The sequence below is a fragment of the Staphylococcus sp. GDY8P119P genome (assembly GCF_017892075.1).
GTDB classification, from domain to species: Bacteria; Bacillota; Bacilli; order Staphylococcales; family Staphylococcaceae; genus Staphylococcus; species Staphylococcus ureilyticus.
This window is the reverse complement of the sequence record NZ_JAESKJ010000006.1, coordinates 716,100-736,954: the sequence shown is the minus strand read 5'-3', so window position 1 is coordinate 736,954 and position 20,855 is coordinate 716,100. Positions and strand designations below refer to the sequence as shown.

The 20,855-nt window shown below is 33.2% G+C and carries 16 protein-coding genes and 1 riboswitch; of the genes, 4 read left to right on the top strand and 12 right to left on the bottom strand.

Features of this window, described 5'->3' with window-relative positions:
* Positions 1 to 68: 68 nt before the first annotated feature.
* The 7 genes from trmFO to ylqF form a co-directional block, all read right to left on the bottom strand.
* Positions 69 to 1,376 (bottom strand): FADH(2)-oxidizing methylenetetrahydrofolate--tRNA-(uracil(54)-C(5))-methyltransferase TrmFO, encoded by a 1,308-nt coding sequence (gene trmFO, locus KA830_RS07660; protein ID WP_046208643.1) that lies wholly within the window; start codon positions 1,374 to 1,376, stop codon positions 69 to 71.
* Between the two features lie 149 nt (positions 1,377 to 1,525).
* Positions 1,526 to 3,592, bottom strand: coding sequence for a type I DNA topoisomerase (topA, locus tag KA830_RS07655; RefSeq protein WP_046208644.1), 2,067 nt, complete (start codon positions 3,590 to 3,592; stop codon positions 1,526 to 1,528).
* Between the two features lie 192 nt (positions 3,593 to 3,784).
* Entirely contained in the window at positions 3,785 to 4,657 is an 873-nt protein-coding gene (gene dprA / locus KA830_RS07650; RefSeq protein WP_046208645.1) for a DNA-processing protein DprA, read from the bottom strand.
* Between the two features lie 226 nt (positions 4,658 to 4,883).
* A complete protein-coding gene (gene sucD / locus KA830_RS07645) occupies positions 4,884 to 5,789 on the bottom strand; it encodes a succinate--CoA ligase subunit alpha (protein WP_046208646.1) in 906 nt (301 codons plus the stop codon).
* A 21-nt stretch (positions 5,790 to 5,810) separates the two neighbouring features.
* The gene (gene sucC, locus KA830_RS07640) at positions 5,811 to 6,977 is read right to left on the bottom strand and encodes an ADP-forming succinate--CoA ligase subunit beta (protein WP_046208647.1); all 1,167 of its coding nucleotides are present in this window, start codon (positions 6,975 to 6,977) and stop codon (positions 5,811 to 5,813) included.
* Positions 6,978 to 7,084: 107 nt separating this feature from the next.
* Positions 7,085 to 7,855: a ribonuclease HII gene (locus tag KA830_RS07635; RefSeq protein WP_204180061.1), complete on the bottom strand. Its 771-nt coding sequence runs from the start codon at positions 7,853 to 7,855 to the stop codon at positions 7,085 to 7,087.
* Positions 7,856 to 7,864: 9 nt separating this feature from the next.
* Complete coding sequence (ylqF, locus tag KA830_RS07630; RefSeq protein ID WP_210122824.1) at positions 7,865 to 8,725, bottom strand: ribosome biogenesis GTPase YlqF; 861 nt, start codon at positions 8,723 to 8,725, stop codon at positions 7,865 to 7,867.
* Between the two features lie 338 nt (positions 8,726 to 9,063).
* Between ylqF and KA830_RS07625 the strand changes: the two genes are divergently transcribed.
* Both KA830_RS07625 and KA830_RS07620 read left to right on the top strand, forming a co-directional pair.
* Positions 9,064 to 11,640 (top strand): YfhO family protein, encoded by a 2,577-nt coding sequence (locus tag KA830_RS07625; protein WP_204180062.1) that lies wholly within the window; start codon positions 9,064 to 9,066, stop codon positions 11,638 to 11,640.
* A gap of 28 nt (positions 11,641 to 11,668) precedes the next feature.
* Entirely contained in the window at positions 11,669 to 14,287 is a 2,619-nt protein-coding gene (locus KA830_RS07620; protein ID WP_343283706.1) for a YfhO family protein, read from the top strand.
* An 83-nt stretch (positions 14,288 to 14,370) separates the two neighbouring features.
* On the opposite strand, the gene rplS is transcribed toward KA830_RS07620, so the two are convergent.
* From rplS to rpsP, 4 genes are all read right to left on the bottom strand, one after another.
* Positions 14,371 to 14,721, bottom strand: a complete 351-nt coding sequence (gene rplS, locus KA830_RS07615) for a 50S ribosomal protein L19 (protein ID WP_019468465.1) — start codon at positions 14,719 to 14,721, stop codon at positions 14,371 to 14,373.
* 103 nt (positions 14,722 to 14,824) lie between these two features.
* On the bottom strand, positions 14,825 to 15,562 hold the full coding sequence (trmD, locus tag KA830_RS07610) for a tRNA (guanosine(37)-N1)-methyltransferase TrmD (RefSeq protein WP_046208652.1): 738 nt from the start codon (positions 15,560 to 15,562) through the stop codon (positions 14,825 to 14,827).
* On the bottom strand, positions 15,562 to 16,068 hold the full coding sequence (gene rimM, locus KA830_RS07605) for a ribosome maturation factor RimM (protein ID WP_064209040.1): 507 nt from the start codon (positions 16,066 to 16,068) through the stop codon (positions 15,562 to 15,564). The genes trmD and rimM overlap by 1 nt, the downstream gene beginning before the upstream one ends.
* A gap of 404 nt (positions 16,069 to 16,472) precedes the next feature.
* A complete protein-coding gene (gene rpsP / locus KA830_RS07600; RefSeq protein WP_019468468.1) occupies positions 16,473 to 16,739 on the bottom strand; it encodes a 30S ribosomal protein S16 in 267 nt (88 codons plus the stop codon).
* Between the two features lie 197 nt (positions 16,740 to 16,936).
* Positions 16,937 to 17,036: riboswitch (TPP riboswitch) on the top strand.
* Positions 17,037 to 17,143: 107 nt separating this feature from the next.
* Between rpsP and KA830_RS07595 the strand changes: the two genes are divergently transcribed.
* On the top strand, positions 17,144 to 17,896 hold the full coding sequence (locus tag KA830_RS07595) for a 3-oxoacyl-ACP reductase (RefSeq protein WP_204180065.1): 753 nt from the start codon (positions 17,144 to 17,146) through the stop codon (positions 17,894 to 17,896).
* A gap of 19 nt (positions 17,897 to 17,915) precedes the next feature.
* Positions 17,916 to 19,226: an LLM class flavin-dependent oxidoreductase gene (locus KA830_RS07590; RefSeq protein ID WP_064209042.1), complete on the top strand. Its 1,311-nt coding sequence runs from the start codon at positions 17,916 to 17,918 to the stop codon at positions 19,224 to 19,226.
* 254 nt (positions 19,227 to 19,480) lie between these two features.
* Here KA830_RS07590 and ffh read toward each other — a convergent pair whose 3' ends face one another.
* Positions 19,481 to 20,848 carry a signal recognition particle protein gene (gene ffh, locus KA830_RS07585; RefSeq protein ID WP_204180067.1) on the bottom strand — a complete coding sequence of 456 codons (1,368 nt, stop codon included), beginning with the start codon at positions 20,846 to 20,848 and terminating at the stop codon, positions 19,481 to 19,483.
* Positions 20,849 to 20,855: the final 7 nt, after the last annotated feature.

Here is a 20,855-nt window from a genome sequence, read left to right as displayed (position 1 = left end):
GAAACATAACTATTAAATTGAGAAAAACTTTTTTTAATTTTCTGAATCAATATTTCACTATATTAACATTATAATGTTTCTTTAAAGTTGTCCAAATATGTCAAAGCTCTATGCGCAAGTTGTTCATATCTTATTTTTTTATCTTTAATTTTTTCATCTAAATCCGGTAGCAAACCAAAATTGGCATTCATCGGCTGGAAGTTTTTTTCATTTTTCGCATGAGCAATATAATAAGCCATGCTACCCAGCATCGTTTCTCTAGGGAAAATAACCCTTCCTTTATTTTCAACTTTATGAGCTACGTTGATACCAGCAATCAAACCGCTTGCTGCACTTTCTACATAACCTTCTACACCAGTCATTTGACCAGCAAAATGAAGAGATTCTCTTCCTTTTAATTCATAAGTTTCAGTGAGTACATCAGGGGAGTTAATAAATGTGTTTCTATGCATGACACCATATCGAACAATTTCAACATTCTCTAAACCTGGTATCAATCTAAGTACTTCTTTTTGTGCACCCCACTTTAGATGTGTTTGAAACCCTACTAAATTATACAAAGTACCAGCAGCATCGTCTTGACGTAACTGTACAACTGCATATGGTATTTCGCCAGTCTTGGGATCTTCTAAGCCAACTGGTTTCATCGGACCAAACAATAACGTTTTACGTCCACGTGCTGCCATTACTTCAAATGGCATACAACCTTCGAAATATTTTTCTTTTTCAAATTCATTCACTGGTGCGACCTCTGCTTCTAATAAAGCATCATAAAATCTGTTAAACTCTTTTTCCGTCATCGGACAATTTAAATAAGCAGCTTCACCTTTATCATAACGTGACTTTAAATAAACTTTATTCATATCAATACTATCTTTTTCAATAATCGGTGCTGCAGCATCATAAAAATATAGTTGATCTTTACCTGTTGCGTCAACAATTTCTTGAGCTAATTGATCTGTTGTTAATGGACCAGTAGCAATGATTGTATATCCATCAGGTATAGTGTTAATTTCTTCATTAATTACAGTTACATTCGGATGGTTTTTCAATGTTTCAGTAATATACCCTGCAAAATCATGTCTATCTACAGCTAACGCACCACCAGCAGGAACACGCGCTTTGTCTGCTGCAGTTATAACCAATGAATCCATTCGACGCATTTCTTCTTTCAATACACCCACGGCATTCGTAAGCGCATTGCCACGTAATGAATTGGAACAAACTAATTCAGCAAATTTATCTGTATGATGTGCCGGCGTTTGTTTAACTGGCCTCATTTCAATTAAATTTACATGAATGCCTCTTTGCGCTAATTGATAAGCGGCTTCTGAGCCAGCTAAGCCAGCCCCTACAACATTGACAATTTGAGTCATATATATATCCTCCTATACAAAAAAATAGCAACTACGACACTATTTTATAAGCTAAATAACATATCTCTACATTATAAATATGAATCGTAAGTTGCTAAATATTATTAAAAAATACAGTTTCCTTTTCTAATAATCAATTTATATATTTGTTATTTTTGTTCTTCTTCTTTGTAATCACAATTTGAGCAAACAACCTGACTTTTACGTCCTTGTTTTTTCTCAACTAAATAATGTTCACATTTTGGACAATCACGTCCAATAGGTTTATCCCAAGTTACAAAATCACATTCGGGATATTTAGAACAACCATAGAAGATACGATTTTTCTTAGACTTACGTTCAACGACATCGCCCTCTTTACATTTAGGGCAAGTCACACCAATTGTTTTGACGATTGCTTTAGTGTTTCTACAATCAGGGAAGTTTGAACATGCCATAAATTTACCATATCGACCCATTTTTATAACCATTGGTGCACCGCAAACTTCACAATCTTCTCCTGCAGGTTCATCTTTAATTTCTATTTTTTCCATTTCTTCCTCTGCACGTTCAACATCTTGCTTAAAACTATTATAAAAATCTGAAATAACTTTTTTCCAAGCAATTTCACCTTCTGCAACTTTATCGAGTAATGTCTCCATATTAACTGTAAAATCTACATCTATAATTTCTGGGAAATATTCTTTTACTTGTTCATGAACAATTTCGCCTAATTCGGTAGGAACAAACCGTTTACTTTCATTTTTAACATAGTTCCTTTTTTGTATAGTATCAATTGTCGGTGCATAAGTTGAAGGACGACCAATTTTCATTTCTTCTAAAGTTTTTACCAATCTTGCTTCTGTATAACGTGGTGGAGGTTGAGTGAAATGTTGTGAAGGTTCAATATTGGTTGCTGTAACCATTTCACCTTCATTGATATTAGGTAATTTATTTTCTTTACCTTCATCTCCATCATCTTTTGTTTCAACGTATAAAGTCATAAAACCTTTGAATTTAATTGTTTGCCCATTTGCTCTGAATTTCAAATCATTTTGTGTTAAATCTAATGCTACTGTATCTAAAATAGCAGGTGCCATTTGACTTGCTACAAAACGCTCCCAAATTAATTTATACAGTCTATGTTGGTCTCTAGTTAAATAATTTTTCATTTCGCTAGGTGTACGTAAAGTACTTGATGGTCTTATAGCTTCGTGTGCATCTTGATCTCCTTGACCTTTAGATTTACGATTCGAAGTATATTCATTACCATAAGTGTCTTTAATATAATCCTTGGCTTCACTTTTAGCTTGTTCAGAAATTCTAGTAGAATCTGTACGCATATAAGTGATTAAACCAACTGTACCTTGTCTTTTCAAGTCAATACCTTCATATAATTGTTGGGCAAGCATCATTGTTTTACGCGCTTTGAAATTCAATTTTCTTGCAGCTTCTTGTTGAAGTGTTGAAGTCGTAAATGGATTGGCAGGATAACGCGTCTTTTCTTTTTTTGTTACCTTTGTAACTTCAAATTGATCCCCATCAAGCTGTGACGTAATCGTCTCAACATCATTTTTATTAGTTAATTTGTATGGCTTGTTTTTATAATGTAAGAATTTAGCACTAAATTTAGATTTTTTATATCTAAATTCTCCTTCTATTTTCCAATATTCTTCTGGTTTGAAATTTCTAATTTCATTTTCACGATCAATGACTAATCTTAATGCGACAGATTGAACGCGACCAGCAGAAAGTCCTTTTTTAACTTTCTTCCATAAAACAGGAGAAATATTATAACCAACTAAACGGTCTAAAATTCTTCTAGCCTGTTGTGCATCCACAAGTTCCATTTCTATGCCTCTAGGATGTTTAAAACTTTGTTTCACTGCATCTTTGGTTATTTCATTAAATACTACTCTATTTTCAGTAGCGTCTTCTAAATTCAATATATTCGCTAAATGCCAAGCAATTGCCTCACCTTCACGGTCGGGGTCACTTGCTAAGAATATATTTTTTGCTTTCTTAGCATGTTTTTTTAATTCCTTAACAACAGGGCCCTTACCGCGTATAGTAATATATTTGGGTTCATAGTCATTTTCTACATCTACGCCCATTTGGCTTCTTGGCAAATCTCTAACATGCCCCATAGATGCGATAACTTTATATTTTTTACCTAAATATTTTTCAATGGTTTTAGCTTTTGCAGGCGATTCAACTATGACTAAATTTTCTGCCAAAGTAGTTACCCCCTTGCATTTCTAATTACAAAGATAAATGATAAACGGTCTATTTTGTTTTTGTCAATGTTTTTAATTTTAAATTTATTTAATCAAAGGCGTATTTAGAATTAAATAAAGGAAAAGACACTGTTTATACACATCTTTTTCAACTATAAAACAATTGTTCAAATAAATACATTGATCTAAATTTTAGTTAAAATCATCTATGATGTCTTTCGCAGATATAACAATTTTCGCCCCTTCTTGCGCACTTATTAAGTTCCCCATTGTCATATCATTGAACATCGAACCTGGCAAAACATATACTTCTCTATTTTGTTCTAATGCACAATTAGTCGTAATAGAAGTACCACTTTTAATTGTAGATTCTGTAATCAAAACCCCTTTTGATAAACCACTAATTAATCTATTTCTTTCTGGAAAATGATGTTTAAGCGGCTTTTGATATGGTAAATATTCACTTATGACTAAGCCAGTGCGCTCAAGTTGATTTCTAATATTTTGCGTTGATTTGGGATAATGATTAAGATGGCCAAATCCTAACACCGCAATCGCTGACATTTGATTGTCTAATGCATGTTGATGTGCTGCTTGGTCTGCACCTTCTGCTAATCCAGAGACTATGGTTAGATCTTTCTTTTTAAATGAAGGGAAAAGGAATTTCAATGCATCCCCTGTATATCGAGTAGCATGTCTAGATCCAACGATTGCAAGGGTTTGATCACGCGTTGTTAACGTGATATCTCCTTTATAAAAAAGTATAAGTGGAGGATCATGTATTTCGCGAAGCAATTTCGGATATGATGGATGGTTAATACCAATAAAATTAATGTTCCATTTATGTAATTGAATAAGAATGGCATCAATGGGATTGTTTACAAAATCTTGATATATTTGATCTTTCTTTTTAGATTTAATTGTTGATAAATATAGTTGTAATATTGCTTGCTGCTCGTGTTTATTGTAAAACATAAAATCATTCTTATATTTCAGCAATCGATGTATTTGATGTGTGGACAATCCTGAGAAACGCAATTTTAAAAATAAATAATCTATGTTCATATATCGTACTCCTTTATAAAATAATTATAAAGTAAAACAATATAAAGTTTGTTTACAAATTAAATTCATTTAGACTGTATTTGTAATCTAGTTTTAAGAAGAAATTTAAATACGTACCCCACACTACTTCAACACCATACAAAATTCAAACACTGAAAATAGCACAAACTCCAACATATTTTAGGAGTTTGTGCTCATTTTTAAGCTATTCTATTATTAAATTGCTTTATTTAATAGTAAGTAACTGTTCATAGATACCAGCTTCTTTTGCAGCATCAATTAATGTTGTGCCAATTTCTGATGGTGTATCAGCAGTTTTCACACCACAACTGTTTAGTGTTTTAATTTTCTCTTCTGCTGTACCTTTACCGCCAGAAACAATTGCGCCAGCATGACCCATACGTTTTCCTGGAGGAGCTGTTTGTCCACCAACGAAACCTACAACAGGTTTATTCATGTTAGCTTTAATCCATTCGGCAGCTTCTTCTTCAGCAGTACCACCGATTTCACCAATCATAACAACTGCTTTCGTTTCATCATCTTCATTAAATTGTTTTAATACATCAATAAAGTTAGTACCGTTAACTGGATCTCCTCCGATACCTACTGCAGTAGTTTGACCAATGCCTTCTTCAGTCAACTGATGTACAGCTTCATAAGTTAATGTACCTGAACGTGAAACGACGCCCACATGGCCTTTTTTGTGTATATAACCAGGCATGATACCAATCTTACATTCATCTGCAGTAATAACACCTGGACAGTTTGGTCCAATCACACGTGTTTTCTTGCCTTCTGAATAACGTTTTACTTTAACCATATCGATAACTGGAATATGCTCCGTGATACATATAGCTAAATCTAACTCAGCTTCAATACATTCTAAAATAGCATCTGCTGCAAATGGAGCAGGTACATAGATTACTGAAACAGTTGCACCAGTTTCTTCTTTAGCTTCTTCAACAGTATTGAAAACTGGTACGCCTTCTACTACTTGTCCACCTTTACCTGGAGTTACCCCTGCAACAATTTGCGTACCATATTCAAGCATTTGTTTTGTATGGAAAAGTGCAGTAGACCCTGTGATACCTTGTACAATTACTTTTGTATTTTTATCTATCATTACGCTCATCTTAGCGTTCCCATCCTTTCCTTACGCTTCTTTTACAAGTTTTACGATTTTTTGTGCGCCTTCTGCCATTGTTGCAGCTGGTTCAATAGCTAATCCTGATTCATTCAGAATTTCTTTACCTCTTTCAACATTTGTACCTTCTAAACGTACAACTAACGGTAAAGTTAATTCAACTTCTTTAACTGCAGCAACAATACCTTCAGCAATGATATCGCATTTCATAATACCACCAAAGATATTAACAAAGATACCTTTTACGTTTTCATCACCTAATATGATTTTAAACGCTTCAGTAACTTTTTCTTTCGTTGCGCCGCCCCCTACGTCAAGGAAGTTCGCTGGATTACCACCAAAGTGATTAATTGTATCCATTGTCGCCATTGCAAGACCAGCACCATTTACCATACAACCAATGTCGCCATCTAATGCAATGTATGATAAATCATATTTAGAAGCTTCGATTTCTTTTGGATCTTCTTCTTCTAAATCGCGTAATTCTTGAATATCTTTATGTTTAAATAACGCATTATCATCAAAATTAAGTTTTGCATCTAATGCAAGTACTTGTCCATCACCTGTAGTTACAAGTGGGTTGATTTCAACAATTGAACAATCTTTTTCAATAAATACATTATAAAGTGATACTAAAAATTTAGCTGCTTTATTAATTGATTCTTTAGGAATATTAATATTGAAAGCAATTCTTCTTGCTTGATAAGGCGCTAATCCAACAACTGGATCAATTGTTTCTTTGAAGATTTTTTCAGGTGTCTCAGCAGCAACCTTTTCGATTTCAGTACCGCCTTCTTCTGATGCCATCAAAGTTACTCTGTCAGTTGCACGATCGATTACAAATCCAACATAATATTCTTTTTGAATGTCGCAGCCTTCTTCTATGTAAAGGCGCTTAATTTCTTTACCTTCTGGCCCTGTTTGATGTGTTACTAATGTTTTACCTAATAATTCTTTCGCATATGTTTCCACTTCAGATAGTGATTTTGCAATTTTAACGCCGCCTGCATTACCTCTACCCCCGGCGTGAATTTGCGCTTTTACAACATATACATTTGAATCTAATTCTTTTGCCTTTTCAACTGCTTCTTCAACAGTAAATGCTACACGTCCTTCTGGGACAGCAACGCCCATTGAACGAAATATTGCTTTACCTTGATACTCGTGGATATTCATTCTCCATCCTCCTGTTTCTTAGGTTAAGTTCATATTTAATTATAGGAAATGAAAGCGCTATTGTAAACTGATTTAAACTACTTATTTCAATTCTTTTAATTTTTAGATTATTTATAAAGCGATTTAATTGGTTGAAATGTTTTTCTGTGGGCATTTAAAATGCCGTGATTTTTAATTGCATCTAAATGTTGTTGAGTTCCGTAACCAACGTTTTTTTCAAACCCATACTCCGGAAACTTTTGTGCAAGCTGCGTCATATATCTGTCCCTATTTTCTTTAGCTAGGACACTTGCTGCAGCAATTGATACACTTTTAGCATCACCTTTCACAAGTGATGTTTGATCGATATCTGTTTCTAGTGTCATCGCATCAATGAGTAAATGGGTAGGCTGAACTGACAATCCGTTGATCGCACGTTTCATAGCTAATTTTGTCGCTTCATAAATGTTGATTTCATCAATTTCTTCTACTGTGGCATAGCCGAATGCATAAGCATGTAATTCATCTAATAATTGGCGCTCTAATACTTTTCTTTTTTTGGCGGTCAGTTGCTTCGAATCATTGAGGCCTGTATAGTGATGATCATGATTTAATATCACCGCACATGCAACAACTGGTCCAGCGAGTGGGCCTCTGCCTACTTCATCGATACCACAAATCATCGCATTTCCATCATTTGCTAATATTTGATTTTCATAAAAAGTCATAGCTTGATATTGATTTAATAATTGTTGTTCCTTATCTAGTTGCTTGATTCGTGTTGCTATGGCTTTTTGGACACCTTTACGGTCATCTTTATAAAATGGTTGAAGCTGGATTTCATTAACTGAGTGTAAGGTGGCTAAGTGGTCTTTAATATCTTTGATTGTTTGCTTCATAAATTCACGTTACACTTCCATTTCTTTAATAACATCAAACGTATATGTTCCTATTTTCGCATTTCTAATTTCATGTATGATTAATTCAATGACCGCTTCATAGTCAACTTCATTACCACTACGCAACAATCCTCTACGACGTCCAACAGCATCAAACCATTCTATATTTTCTGCTTCTATCGGTACATCTATTTTATAATGATTTTTCAATCCTTCATAATCATGCGTTTTTAAAAATTCAAGACCGTAAATGGCAACTTCATCTAAATGAACGATACTATCTTTAATCGCACCTGTAATACTTAGTTTTTTTCCTACAAGTTGGTCTTCAAATTTGGGCCAAAGTATACCTGGTGTATCTAATAATTGGAGCGAATTGCCAACTTTGATCCATTGTTGTTGCTTTGTAACACCAGGTGTATTTCCAGTTTTAGCAATAGATTTGTGGGCTAACTTATTAATAAGTGTAGATTTCCCAACATTAGGAATGCCGACGATCATCGCACGAATCGCACGTGGTTTTAATCCTTTTTTCTTTTCACGATCAAATTTTTCTTGTGTTGCTTTAATAGCTGCTTGTTCTACTAATTTTAGTCCTTTTCCATGTTTAGCATCAATCGCCACAGGATAATAGCCTTTTTCTTTAAAATAAGACTCCCATTTTTCTAATTCTTTTAAATTCGCCATGTCTTTTTTATTCAAAATAACTACTCTCGGTTTTTGCTGTATAACATCATCAATCATTGGGTTTCTTGAACTATAAGGAATACGAGCATCTACTAGTTCAAAAACAACATCTACTTTCTTTAATTGTTCTGCAACTTCGCGTTTTGCTTTCGCCATATGCCCTGGATACCATTGAATTACCATGTACATCACCTTTCTCATACGTTTATGTTTCAAAATTATATGTTTTACTCATACCATTCATTGACCTTAAAATCATAACATGAGGGATGAATAGTTATAAATAAAAATTTGTATTTACTTTATTAAAAAACTCATTCACACTATTTTCCTATAATAATTACCAAATTGTCTAGAACTGTAGTGAAACTAACCAACTGAGTATCTTACCAATACTAAATTTCAAAATAAGTATAATATTTAAATTAATTTTCTTAAATTAAATAATGGTAATTTTTATCAATAAATCTAAAAAATCGTTACAATGGAATTAAAAATAATTCGATTACAGGAGACTACTCATGAAAAGGATGCTTTTTTACATATTATTATGCTTTATATTAGCAATCATTGGACATGGCTATGTTATCTATAGATTTATAAATGAGGGTGTTTTATTTACGGGGCCCAATGATGGCATGGAACAAATGATACCGATGCAAATGTATTTGTATGATAAATGGAGTCAAGGTCAATGGTTTTACGCCACTGATTTCGGATTAGGTGGAGATTTTTTCACTGACCTAAGTTACTATTTTTCAACCAATATTTTGTTTATACTTAATGTAATTTTCATCTTTCTCATAAAGTTAGCGATTGATTGGGACACGCAAGACATTATGTTTTGGATGACAAATGCTATTGTATTGTCCATTTTTAAATCAACATTAGCGATGTTAGCAACTTTTGGTTTTGTACGCTATATTACTCAAAATAAAAGCATCGCAGTACTAACGTCATATCTTTTTGTCATATCACCACTCTATTTTAGATTTACTGTATATTGGCCATTTTTCAGTGATATTTTTATATTATTACCGCTACTCTTATGGTCTATTGAATTATTTTTACAAAAAGAAAAAAAAGCCATGTTTATCATCGTAGTCACAGTTTCCTTAATAAATAACTTTTATTTTGCGTATTATCAACTCATCGTAGGTCTAATCTATTTTACAGTTAGACTAATATTTAAACATAGACATGATATCGTACCTAGGTTTAAAGCAATATATACCATCTTCATTGCTGCAATTTTAGCATTTGGTTGCAGTCTTTTCTTTTTTTATCACGGTTTACGTGCTTATACCAATAACAGACGTATACCTTTTAATGGAGACGTAGATTTTTTAGAACCTTTCAACCAAAACACGAATGTATTTTATGACAATTACTTAATAGTCATTTTATTTTTAGTAATACAAGCACTGTTATCATTTAAACTATACAAGCATTTTTATTTTAAGTTATTTGCAATTTTTATGATACTTACTATAGGCGCTAATTATTTACCATTTGTCGATCAGCTCTTTAATGGTTTTTCTGCTCCTCAAAAAAGATGGCATTATCTAATTGCTTTTAACGCAGCATTGCTCATAGGGCTATATGTAAAGTACTTTAGCACGCTAACAATTAAAAACTATATTTTTTCTTCAATCATCAGTTTAAGTTTTGTTTTTGTGAGCGCGTGGATTTATGATGATTTTGTTTCATGGCTCTGGTTTACACCTATTGTTTGTTTGATAGGCTTGCTGGTACTGTGTCTTAAAGCTCCAACTTATCGTAAACGTTTCATTTATTTTTATTATACTGCCATATTGATATTAGCAACACTTGTTGTAGCCGTTTTTATACGCAATCAAATTTATTTTGAAGATCATGTTGAACGAGCAAATCGCTATTATGTCAATGCAAGTCTATTTAACACACCGTTACAAAGACAATTAGTCTCTGAAATGAATCATTCAAAAACGGAAGACGAACGTATCGATTGGCGTGTTAATGAACAAGATAACACACCTATGTATCAATTCTTTAAAGGTTCAAGTTTATATTCAAGTATTTTTCATCACAACATTTTAGACTATTACTATGATGATTTGAAAATCAACCTTCAATCTGAATCTGTGAGTAGATACCAAAGTACTAATGGACGACAAAATATTGGCAGTTTATTTTCAATGAAATATTTAATGTTAAAAGATTACGAAAACAATGTGCCTAGTTATTTTAAAAATGTAAAAAGTGAGGGACAATACCACATTTATGAGAATACTTTAAACTTGCCTTCTGTAAAAGTGACTAATCAAATCTATAATTCTGACACTTTAAAAACGCCTATCGATCGAGAACATGCGATGTTGGATGGTGTTGTTATAAAAAATTCAGGTAAACCTTACACGGATAACGCACAAAACCTTATCGATGCGACCAAAATATCTTACCAAAATATAAAAATAAAAAATAATCAACAAATCAATCTGCCCAAAAACCAAGGTCAAATTAAAATTCACGTCCCAAATCACATAAGAAAACGTTATTCAGACTTTTATTTAAATTTAAAAGTTCGACGTGGTCAACCCGACAGTAATTATACAATTAATATAAATAATTATGCTAACCACCGGTTGTATAACAATTCGACCTATAAAACTGGTGTTGAAAACCAACTATATAGGACACAACCAGACAAAGATGGTAATATTAACATAGCTATTAACCCTAGAGGTAGTTATTATTTTGATATTCAAAGTCTTCATGGTGAAAATTATAGCAAACTCAAAAAAGCCTATAATAAGAAACAAAATCATTATTATAATGATATTAAAAATGGAGTAAAAGTGAAGTTAGCACCTCATACAAAGGGAATCGCAACGATTAACATTCCATATCGTGACGGTATGGTGGCTTATGTAGATCATAAAAAAGTAAAACCTAAAAAAGTAAATTATATGATGACTGGCGTACCAGTCACTAAACAAGATAGTGAAATTATCATTAAATACCGCCCTAAATATTGGTTTACGATGATTATAATTTCAGTTATAAGTATCTTAATAAGTATTTTTTGGTGTCTAAAGAAAAAATCTAAACTTAAATAAAGGAGTTTATCTGAGATGAGGTATGACCGTGTTTCATAGAATTTGGTCCCACAAACTAACAAGATTTTTAACAATTCTTTTAATGGGCGTCGGCGTAGCTTTATTAACGTTCACACCGTATATTTATCGCTATTTAACTGACGGTACTGTATTTAGTGGTCATGGTGATGGTTTTAGGCAAATGATGCCTTTCCAAATGTATCTTTACGAACACCTTAGCCAATTCAAAAGTTTTTATGACCATTCTTTTGGTTTAGGTGGAGATTATGTTAAAGATTTATCCTATTACTACGCAACCTCACCTTTTGTACTAATTAATTTTTTATTCGTATGGTTATCTGAAGTAATATTTAATAGCAACCCTAGCGACATCACGTATTGGGCAAGCAATCAATTAATAGTAGCTTTTTTCAAATGCATCGCTACATTTATCGTTGCGTTCTATTTCTTTAATTATATCAAGCTCAAAAAACACATAGTATTTTTGGCTTCAATGTTATATGCAGCTTCAACAACCGTTATTTATTTTAATTTTACTTGGTCATATTATGGAGATTTATTAATTTTTCTTCCCCTATCTTTGCTCGGTATTGAACGGTTTTACAAAGAAAGAAAAATAGGATTATTTATTTTTTCTATTGCTTTAACATTATTTTCTAATTTTTATTTTAGTTATTACGAAGCCATTGTAATTTTGAGTTACTTTATCTATAGATGTGTATTTCCTCATGCAAAAGATATTGTTACTAGGAAACAACAACTTTGGATGATTCCTACAGCTGTTATATTAAGTTCTTTAATTGCTATTTGGGGCTTTTATACTGGCGTTTCTTCTTTTTTAAACAATGATAGAGTAAGTAATCCTAATTTTAATTTTGGTGTCATTACAGATTTCGCACGACAAAAACATTTTTTTACAAACGGATTTTATATCACTGTGACTATCATCGCACTCATTGCCTTACTATCTTTTAAACTATATCGACATTATTATTATAAACTTTTTGCGATTGCAACTTGGATCATGCTTATAGGGTCACTAACCCCTCTTTTCGATAGTATGTTTAATGGGTTCTCAACGCCTGAACGCCGTTGGGTTTATATATTTGCACTTACTACTGCTGGATTAATAGCATTGTTCATTCATTATTTATCTGAATTATCTTTGAAGTCGTATATATTCGCTTCCCTTCCAGTATTAATGATTATGGGAATCATGCAAATGATCGTTAAAGACCAGAAAATGACATGGATGGGCATCTGTCTCGTAATTATGATTTTTATCGGCATATTGCTTTATAAAAAATCACTATTCAAATTAAAATGGCCGTCTATTGTGCTAATCATATTATTCATTATTCAACAAGCGATTATTTTAGATAACGACCATGTCAATAATGTTCAAAAATACGAATCAACAGTTTCATCAATGCATGATTCAAAATATAAAAGTCCTGCATTAGCGAATAAAATAGATAAAATTAAACAGCATCAAGACGATCCGTTCAGTAGAATTGATTACATGTCACAATACGGCTTGAATTCACCAATGATATATCATTTTAACGGTATTGCATTATATTCAAGCATTTTCGATGGCGACATTTTAAAGTATTATGATAAAACATTACAAATCAATATGCATACGGATAAAAACAGCACTTATCGTCTACTTTCAAATAGAGCAAATTTGATGGCACTTTGGGATGTCAATGATCGTATACGTCGCCCAGAAGACAAGAATATCCCCTATGACTTTTCTAAGCAAAGTACAATCAAACATTCTGATGAGGAATCCTTTATACATTCAACAAATAAAGCCAATTATCCAAGTGCGCACATTACAAATAAAGTATTCGATAAAAAAGATCTCAATTCGCCTATGGATAAAGAACAAGCTATGTTACAGGGGGTAGTTTTTGATCAAGCAGATGAATATTCTACAAATCAACAGTTCACACCAAATAAAAACTTACTATCAGAAACTTCTACCAATTTAATTAATGCAAAGCGTACACAAAAAAATAAATTAACCGTTTCTAAGGATGGTGGAGGTGTCCATTATCAGTTACCAGCATCTATTGCAAATCAGTATGAAGATCTCTATGTAGAGATGGATGTTGAATTGTTAGGGCCAGACAAGGCTCACAATGTTGGTGTGAATGAATATAATCAACATCGAAATAACCTATCTTATAAATACAGACGTTTCGTCACTCCAGTAACGATGCGAGTAAAATCTGTGCAAGACTTGAATATAAAATTATCTAAAGGTAATTATCGCTTTAATGTTAAAGGAATTTATGGAGAAAACTACGATGTATTAAAGAAAGCACATAAACAACTACATTCTGTGAAAGTTTCACAAAATCCACGTCATTATACAATTAAAAAAAATAAAAATGATGAAGGCTACCTCGTGTTGCCAATGCCTTATAGAGATGGAATGAAAGCTTATACAGACAAAGGCAAAACATTACCAGTTAAAAAAGGTAATGGTATCATGACAGTAATTCCTGTAGAGCAAGGACAAAAGACAATTACACTTAAATATACACCGCCCCATACATGGTTATTAGTAATAATAAGTATTATTGGAATCATTTTAAGTTTCGTTTATACAAAATGGATTTATATTAAAAAATAATATCATCTTCAAATTGATTACAAAATATAAAAAAGAAGCAGTTCCTAGTCGGAACCGCTTCTTTTTTATGACTTTTATGCTGATTAACGAATTTCTTTAATTCTAGCAGCTTTACCACGTAATTCACGTAAGTAATATAATTTAGCACGACGTACTTTACCGCGACGTTTAACTTCAATTTTTTCGATTTTTGGAGTGTGTAATGGGAATGTACGTTCCACACCTACACCTGAAGAAATCTTACGTACTGTGAAAGTTTCTGAAATACCTCCACCACGACGTTTGATTACAACACCTTCGAATACTTGGATACGTTCGCGAGTACCTTCAATAATACGTACGTGAACTCTTAAAGTGTCACCTGGACGGAATGAAGGTAAGTCTGTGCGTAATTGTGATTGTGTTACTGCTTCGATTAATTTGTGATTACTCATTATTTTTTCTCTCCTTCAACCTATGTTCTTGCCTAGACAAATATATAGCAGCGGATCATAGTGATTTTCGTGTGTCGCACACTTAAATTATGTTAGCACACTGTTATTCATTTTTCAATTGCTTTTTGTATCTTTCTAAAATATCTTTGTCTTTATCCGTAAGTGGATAATTTTCTAATAAATCTGGACGCTTTTCCCATGTACGTATCAGTTTTTGCTCATGACGCCATTGATCAATATGTGCATGATTTCCTGACAATAATACCTCTGGTACGTTCATATCTTGATATGAACGTGGTCTAGTATATTGTGGAAATTCTAATAATCCATCCTGAAAAGAATCATCTTCATGTGATTGTTGATTACCTAAAACACCTGGAATTAATCTTACAATTGCATCGGTCATTACCATCGCAGGTAATTCTCCACCTGTTAAAACATAATCTCCCATAGAAATCTCATCCGTAACTAAATGCTGGCGAATGCGTTCATCATATCCTTCATAATGCCCACAAATAAAAACTAAATGCTCTGAATGACTGAGTTCCTGTGCAATTTCCTGATTAAATGGTCGACCTTGTGGGCACATTAAAATCACGCGTGTATTTTCTGTTTTGTCAATGTCTTTCATTGCATTAAATATAGGTTCTGGTTTAAGCACCATACCTTGCCCTCCACCGAATGGATAATCATCTACTTGATTATGCTTATTTTCAGCAAAATCTCTAAAATCGACAGTATTAATTTGTAGCATTTCCTTATCTTGCGCTCTTTTTAAAATCGATTGATTTAATACACCGTCAAACATTTGAGGGAACAAAGTTAAATAATCTATCTTCATTACTCCAACAGTCCTTCCATAGGCGTAATATCAATTCGTCTACCTTCAATATCTATATGTTTAACAACATCTTCTATATATGGTATAAGATATTCTTTATCACCTTTGACAACCCAAACATCATTGGCACCCGTTTCAAAAATTTCTATCACTCTTCCAATAGGTGTTTCATTATCATCGAATACGGTACAGCCAATAATATCTGAGTAATAGTATTCATGCTCCCCTAATTCAATTTCTTCGTGGTCTCTATCTTGTAAAAGGATTTCACCTTTTAAGTGCTCAATATCATTAATATTGTTGATACCTTCAAAGGTCAACATGTGCAACCCTTTATGCATACGATATGTCGCAATTTTCAATTCTAATGTTGGTTCGTTTTGACGTTCTATCATCACAGTTTCACCTGGTTGAAAGCGTACATCTGTAAAATCTGAGTGAGATTGGACTTTAATTTCGCCTTTTATACCATGTGTATTGATAATTTTGCCTATTTCTACTTTCATATAAGCTCCTCCGATAATGTATATGTATCATTGAAATTCGTTATTTTTTATTTTTCGACTAAAATAATTATATCATGAATTGTTAGTATTATTTTAAACCTTCTCTATATGTTATGAGCTAAAATATTGTATAAATCATCTTAAGTCATTCTTGATCAATGTATTCACTCGTATAAGTCTACTAAATTGTTGATGTTGCTTTATATAAATGATTACCGGTATGCTAATTTAAAAGGCTGGGACAAACGAATTGTCTCAGCCTTTTATGATTATATTGGCATGCACAATGGTTAACATTCAACCATAGTCATCCATACCGAGATGAGTCGTCGAAATCATTTTAAATGACTACGATTTCCACGACTCTCTCTTTTTTTAAAATTTTTATGTGCTAATAATGACGATTATTTTTGATCGTCAAATTTTTTCAAGATACCTTCTCTTGATAAGATGTTGTGTACAGTATCTGTTGGTTTAGCACCATTTTTCAACCATTTTAATGCTAACTCTTCGTCAATTTTAACTTCTGGAGCATTTACATTATTTGGATTATAAGTTCCGATTTGTTCGATGTTACGACCATCACGTGGCGCACGAGCATCTGCTGCTACGATACGATAGAATGGATTTCTTTTTGAGCCTAAACGTGTTAAACGTAATTTAACTGCCATTTATATTCTCTCCTTTGATTGTTCTAATTTTTATTTTCTACAAGAAATAATATTAACAGTTATCTAGAAGTTTGTAAAGAGTTTCTTCTTTACCATTTTATACTTTTAATCACTTCATTGTACCAATATTATTTTCGATATCATCGTAAACTTGACATTAACTATTAAACACTATAAATTGAAAATAAATTAAATATTAAATGCACTAGGGGTGTTTTTTAACTGAGATGAGATTTACTCAAACCCTTTGAACCTGATCTAGTCCATACTAGCGGAGGGAAGTGTTACAAAAATAACAAAGCTATATCAACATATTAACTATAGATTGTAGATTTTTAGTACACAGCTTCTCTTATGGAGGTTGTGTATTTTTTTATTTAATAAATGATTCTAGGAGTGAAATGATGAGTAAAACAATACTTATAACTGGTAGCAGTAGAGGATTAGGAGCATCCATTGCAAAAACTTTAGGTCGCCAAGGGCATCATGTAATTATCAATTATTTTCAGAATAAGACATTAGCAGAAAAGGTTGTAGACGAAATTGGTCACGAACATGCAATTGCGATTCGTGCTGATGTCACAGACAGAGCACAAGTAGATCAATTAATTGCAGAAGCCACCAATCATTTTGGAAAAATAGATGCTGTTGTGAATAATGCGCTTATAGGGTTTAAATTTGATCCTTCTCGCCAAAAATCATTTAAAGACTTAAATTGGTCAGAATACCAACAACAAATTGACGGCACTCTAAAAGGCGCTTTTAATGTAACCCAAAGTGTTATCGACCAATTTATTGAGCATAAATCAGGTACTATTATATCTATCGGAACGAATTTATACCAAAATCCTGTCGTTCCCTATCATGAATATACTACCGCTAAATCAAGTTTAATCGGTTTTACAAGAAATATTGCTGCTGAACTTGGTCAATATGGCATCAAAGCTAATGTCGTTTCTGGTGGTTTATTAAAAACTACAGACGCCAGTGCTGCCACTTCAGATGAAGTATTTGATTTAATTGAACAGACTACACCATTACATAAAGTAACAACACCACAAGATGTAGCAAATATGGTGGCATTTCTAGTTAGCGATCAAGCTAATGGTATCACTGGTCAAAATATTACCGTAGATGGCGGTTTAACAATGAACTAAAATATGGAGGGCATCAATTATGACGCACGATCAACATCTCAATATAGGTGTATTAATTTACGGTTGTGGCCATCACCAAGCTGCATGGCGTATGCAAGATTCTAGTATTGAACGAATCGGTGATATCAATTATTATCAATCGTTAGCTCGACTATCAGAACGAGGCTTGCTAGATGCTATATTTTTTGCTGATAATCAATCTTTCCCTGCAAAAACGGATAATGATATGCCTGCTTTTTGGTTTGACCCTTTAATGAATTTAGCAGCAATTGCGCAAGTAACTCATCATATAGGTCTTGTTGCGACTATCTCAAGTACATTTTCGAATCCTTTTACTGCTGCAAGACAATTATTGAGTCTTGATCATATGAGCCAAGGACGTGCAGGTTGGAATTTAGTAACATCTATGACGGATTTAGAAGCTGCAAATCATAGCATGTCTAGTTTACCCGCACATCACGAACGCTACAAAAAAGCAGATGAATTTGCATGTGTTATGAATCAACTATTAACATCTTGGAGCTTAGAAGATTTTGTACATGACAAGACACAAGATATTCTAATCAATGCAAATCATATCCATGCCATTAGTCATACTGGAGAACACTTTAAAGTACAAGGACCTTTAACAACACCAAGTAGCCTACAAGGAAAACCTGTTGCTATGCAAGCTGGTGCATCCGACCCTGGTATTGCACTAGCTACGAAATACGCAGATGCCGTTTATGCAGTAGCTTGGAATATACAACAAGCTACTACATTTAGAAAAAGATTAAATCATCAACTGGAATTAGCAGGTAAATCAAAGAACAGTTTAAAAGTCTTTCCAGGACTAGTCACATATGTCGCACCAACATACGAAGAAGCTTATGCTAAAAAGCAAAAACTAGACACACATTTAGCAACTGAAACAGCATTAAATCAATTAGAATTTTTCATTCATCAAGATTGTCATAATTGGGATTTGGATGAACCGGTCCCACCTTTACCACCATTGGAATCTTTTAATGGCCCTAAAGGTCGTTACCAAACTGTATTGGAAATTATAAAAGATAAAAACCCAACTTTACGACAATTGTTAGGCTATCTCAGTGCAGGTGGTGGACACTTGACACTCATCGGAACGCCTGAACAGATTGTTGACGAAATGGAACGTTGGTTCAATGCAGGGGTAGCTGATGGATTTAATTTAATGCCACCAACTTTACCAAATAGCTTAGAAGATTTTGTAGATTACATCATTCCTGAATTACAAAAAAGAAATCTTTTTAGAATACAATATGAGGGTAAGACATTTAGGGAAAATATGAATTTACCTAAATCAAATTAAATAACTTCCCACCTACACATAAAATTTCATCATTTAATATTTTCCATGATTTTGTAACGCGCTGACGCCTAGGGTTATGATATGAGCGAGAGACTACTGGCTCGAGCCATATCCCCAGGCAAGCATGCACGAGCAAAATCACTTATGATTCATATAAAAAGGACCAATCCATTTTCATACGGATTGGTCCTTTACTTTGTAATATGCCTTATGTTCTACTCACTACTTTTACAACTATTTTATAGACAAAATTGTTAAAATGGTAAATTCATACTATTTAACATATTCTCCATTTGCTTACGTTTACCTTTTTTACCTTTGCCGCCACCAGAAAATTGCTTCATCATTTTCTTCATTTCATTAAATTGTTTCATCAATCTGTTAACTTCTTGAACAGTACGTCCTGAACCCTTAGCTATACGTTTTTTACGTGATACATTTAATGTTTCTGGATTATTTCGTTCATTAGGTGTCATAGATTGAATAATTGCTTTAATATGGTCAATTTGTTTATCATCCATATTAAGATTATTCATCCCTTTCATTTTGTTCATGCCAGGAATCATTTTCATAATGTCATCTAATGGACCAAGGTTTTTAACTTGATCTAATTGTTCTAAGAAATCTTCCAAAGTAAATGATGACGTACGCATTTTCTTTTCTAAGTCTTTCGCTTTATCTTCATCTACATCTTGTTGTGCTTTTTCTATTAAACTTAACACATCACCCATACCTAATATTCGAGAAGCCATACGTTCTGGATGAAATGGTTCTAAACCATCTAATTTTTCACTCATACCAACAAATTTAATTGGCTTTTGTGTCACTGATCTAATTGATAAAGCAGCACCACCACGTGTATCACCATCTAGTTTAGTCAAGGTTACACCTGAAACTTCTAGCTGTTCATCAAACGATTGCGCTACATTTACTGCGTCTTGACCAGTCATCGCATCAACAACAAGCATAATCTCATCTGGTTTAGTAATTTCTTTTACATCACTTAATTCTTCCATTAATGCTTCATCAACATGCAAACGACCTGCCGTATCAATAATAACAAAATCTAAATGTTCTTCCTTTGCGTGTTTAATGGCATTTTCTACAATTTGTTGAGGTTTTACTTGATCCCCTTCACTGTAAACAGGAATATCAATTTGCTTACCAACAGTTTGTAATTGGTCAATCGCAGCTGGTCTATAAATATCGGCTGCTACTAATAATGGTTTTTTGTTGTATTTTTTACGCATGAGTAATGCTAATTTACCTGCAGTTGTAGTTTTACCTGCACCTTGTAAACCAACCATCATCACAACTGTTGGCGGTTTATTGGCCATCTTGATGGTTGCATTTTCGCCACCCATCAGTTGTGTAAGTTCTTCTTGTACTATCTTAATGACTTGTTGTCCAGGTGTTAATGACTTCATTACATCTGAACCTAAAGCTCGTTCTGATACGGTTTTGACAAAATCCTTTACGACTTTAAAGTTAACGTCTGCTTCAAGTAATGCTAGTCGAACTTCTCGCATCATTAATTTAATATCTGCTTCTGTAACTTTTCCTTTGCCACGGATCTTTTGCATCGTCCCTTGAAGACGATCGGATAATCCTTCAAATGCCATATCATTA

Excerpts from the sequence above, each read along its gene's own strand:
- sucC (WP_046208647.1), bottom strand. The coding sequence starts at position 6,977 with ATGAATATCCACGAGTATCAAGGTAAAGCAATATTTCGTTCAATGGGC.
- KA830_RS07590 (WP_064209042.1), top strand. The coding sequence starts at position 17,916 with ATGACGCACGATCAACATCTCAATATAGGTGTATTAATTTACGGTTGT.
- KA830_RS07595 (WP_204180065.1), top strand. The coding sequence starts at position 17,144 with ATGAGTAAAACAATACTTATAACTGGTAGCAGTAGAGGATTAGGAGCA.
- rpsP (WP_019468468.1), bottom strand. The coding sequence starts at position 16,739 with ATGGCAGTTAAATTACGTTTAACACGTTTAGGCTCAAAAAGAAATCCA.
- rplS (WP_019468465.1), bottom strand. The coding sequence starts at position 14,721 with ATGAGTAATCACAAATTAATCGAAGCAGTAACACAATCACAATTACGC.
- ffh (WP_204180067.1), bottom strand. The coding sequence starts at position 20,848 with ATGGCATTTGAAGGATTATCCGATCGTCTTCAAGGGACGATGCAAAAG.
- sucD (WP_046208646.1), bottom strand. The coding sequence starts at position 5,789 with ATGAGCGTAATGATAGATAAAAATACAAAAGTAATTGTACAAGGTATC.
- ylqF (WP_210122824.1), bottom strand. The coding sequence starts at position 8,725 with ATGGTAATTCAATGGTATCCAGGGCATATGGCGAAAGCAAAACGCGAA.
- trmD (WP_046208652.1), bottom strand. The coding sequence starts at position 15,562 with ATGAAGATAGATTATTTAACTTTGTTCCCTCAAATGTTTGACGGTGTA.
- dprA (WP_046208645.1), bottom strand. The coding sequence starts at position 4,657 with ATGAACATAGATTATTTATTTTTAAAATTGCGTTTCTCAGGATTGTCC.
- KA830_RS07625 (WP_204180062.1), top strand. The coding sequence starts at position 9,064 with ATGAAAAGGATGCTTTTTTACATATTATTATGCTTTATATTAGCAATC.
- rimM (WP_064209040.1), bottom strand. The coding sequence starts at position 16,068 with ATGAAAGTAGAAATAGGCAAAATTATCAATACACATGGTATAAAAGGC.
- trmFO (WP_046208643.1), bottom strand. The coding sequence starts at position 1,376 with ATGACTCAAATTGTCAATGTTGTAGGGGCTGGCTTAGCTGGCTCAGAA.
- KA830_RS07635 (WP_204180061.1), bottom strand. The coding sequence starts at position 7,855 with ATGAAGCAAACAATCAAAGATATTAAAGACCACTTAGCCACCTTACAC.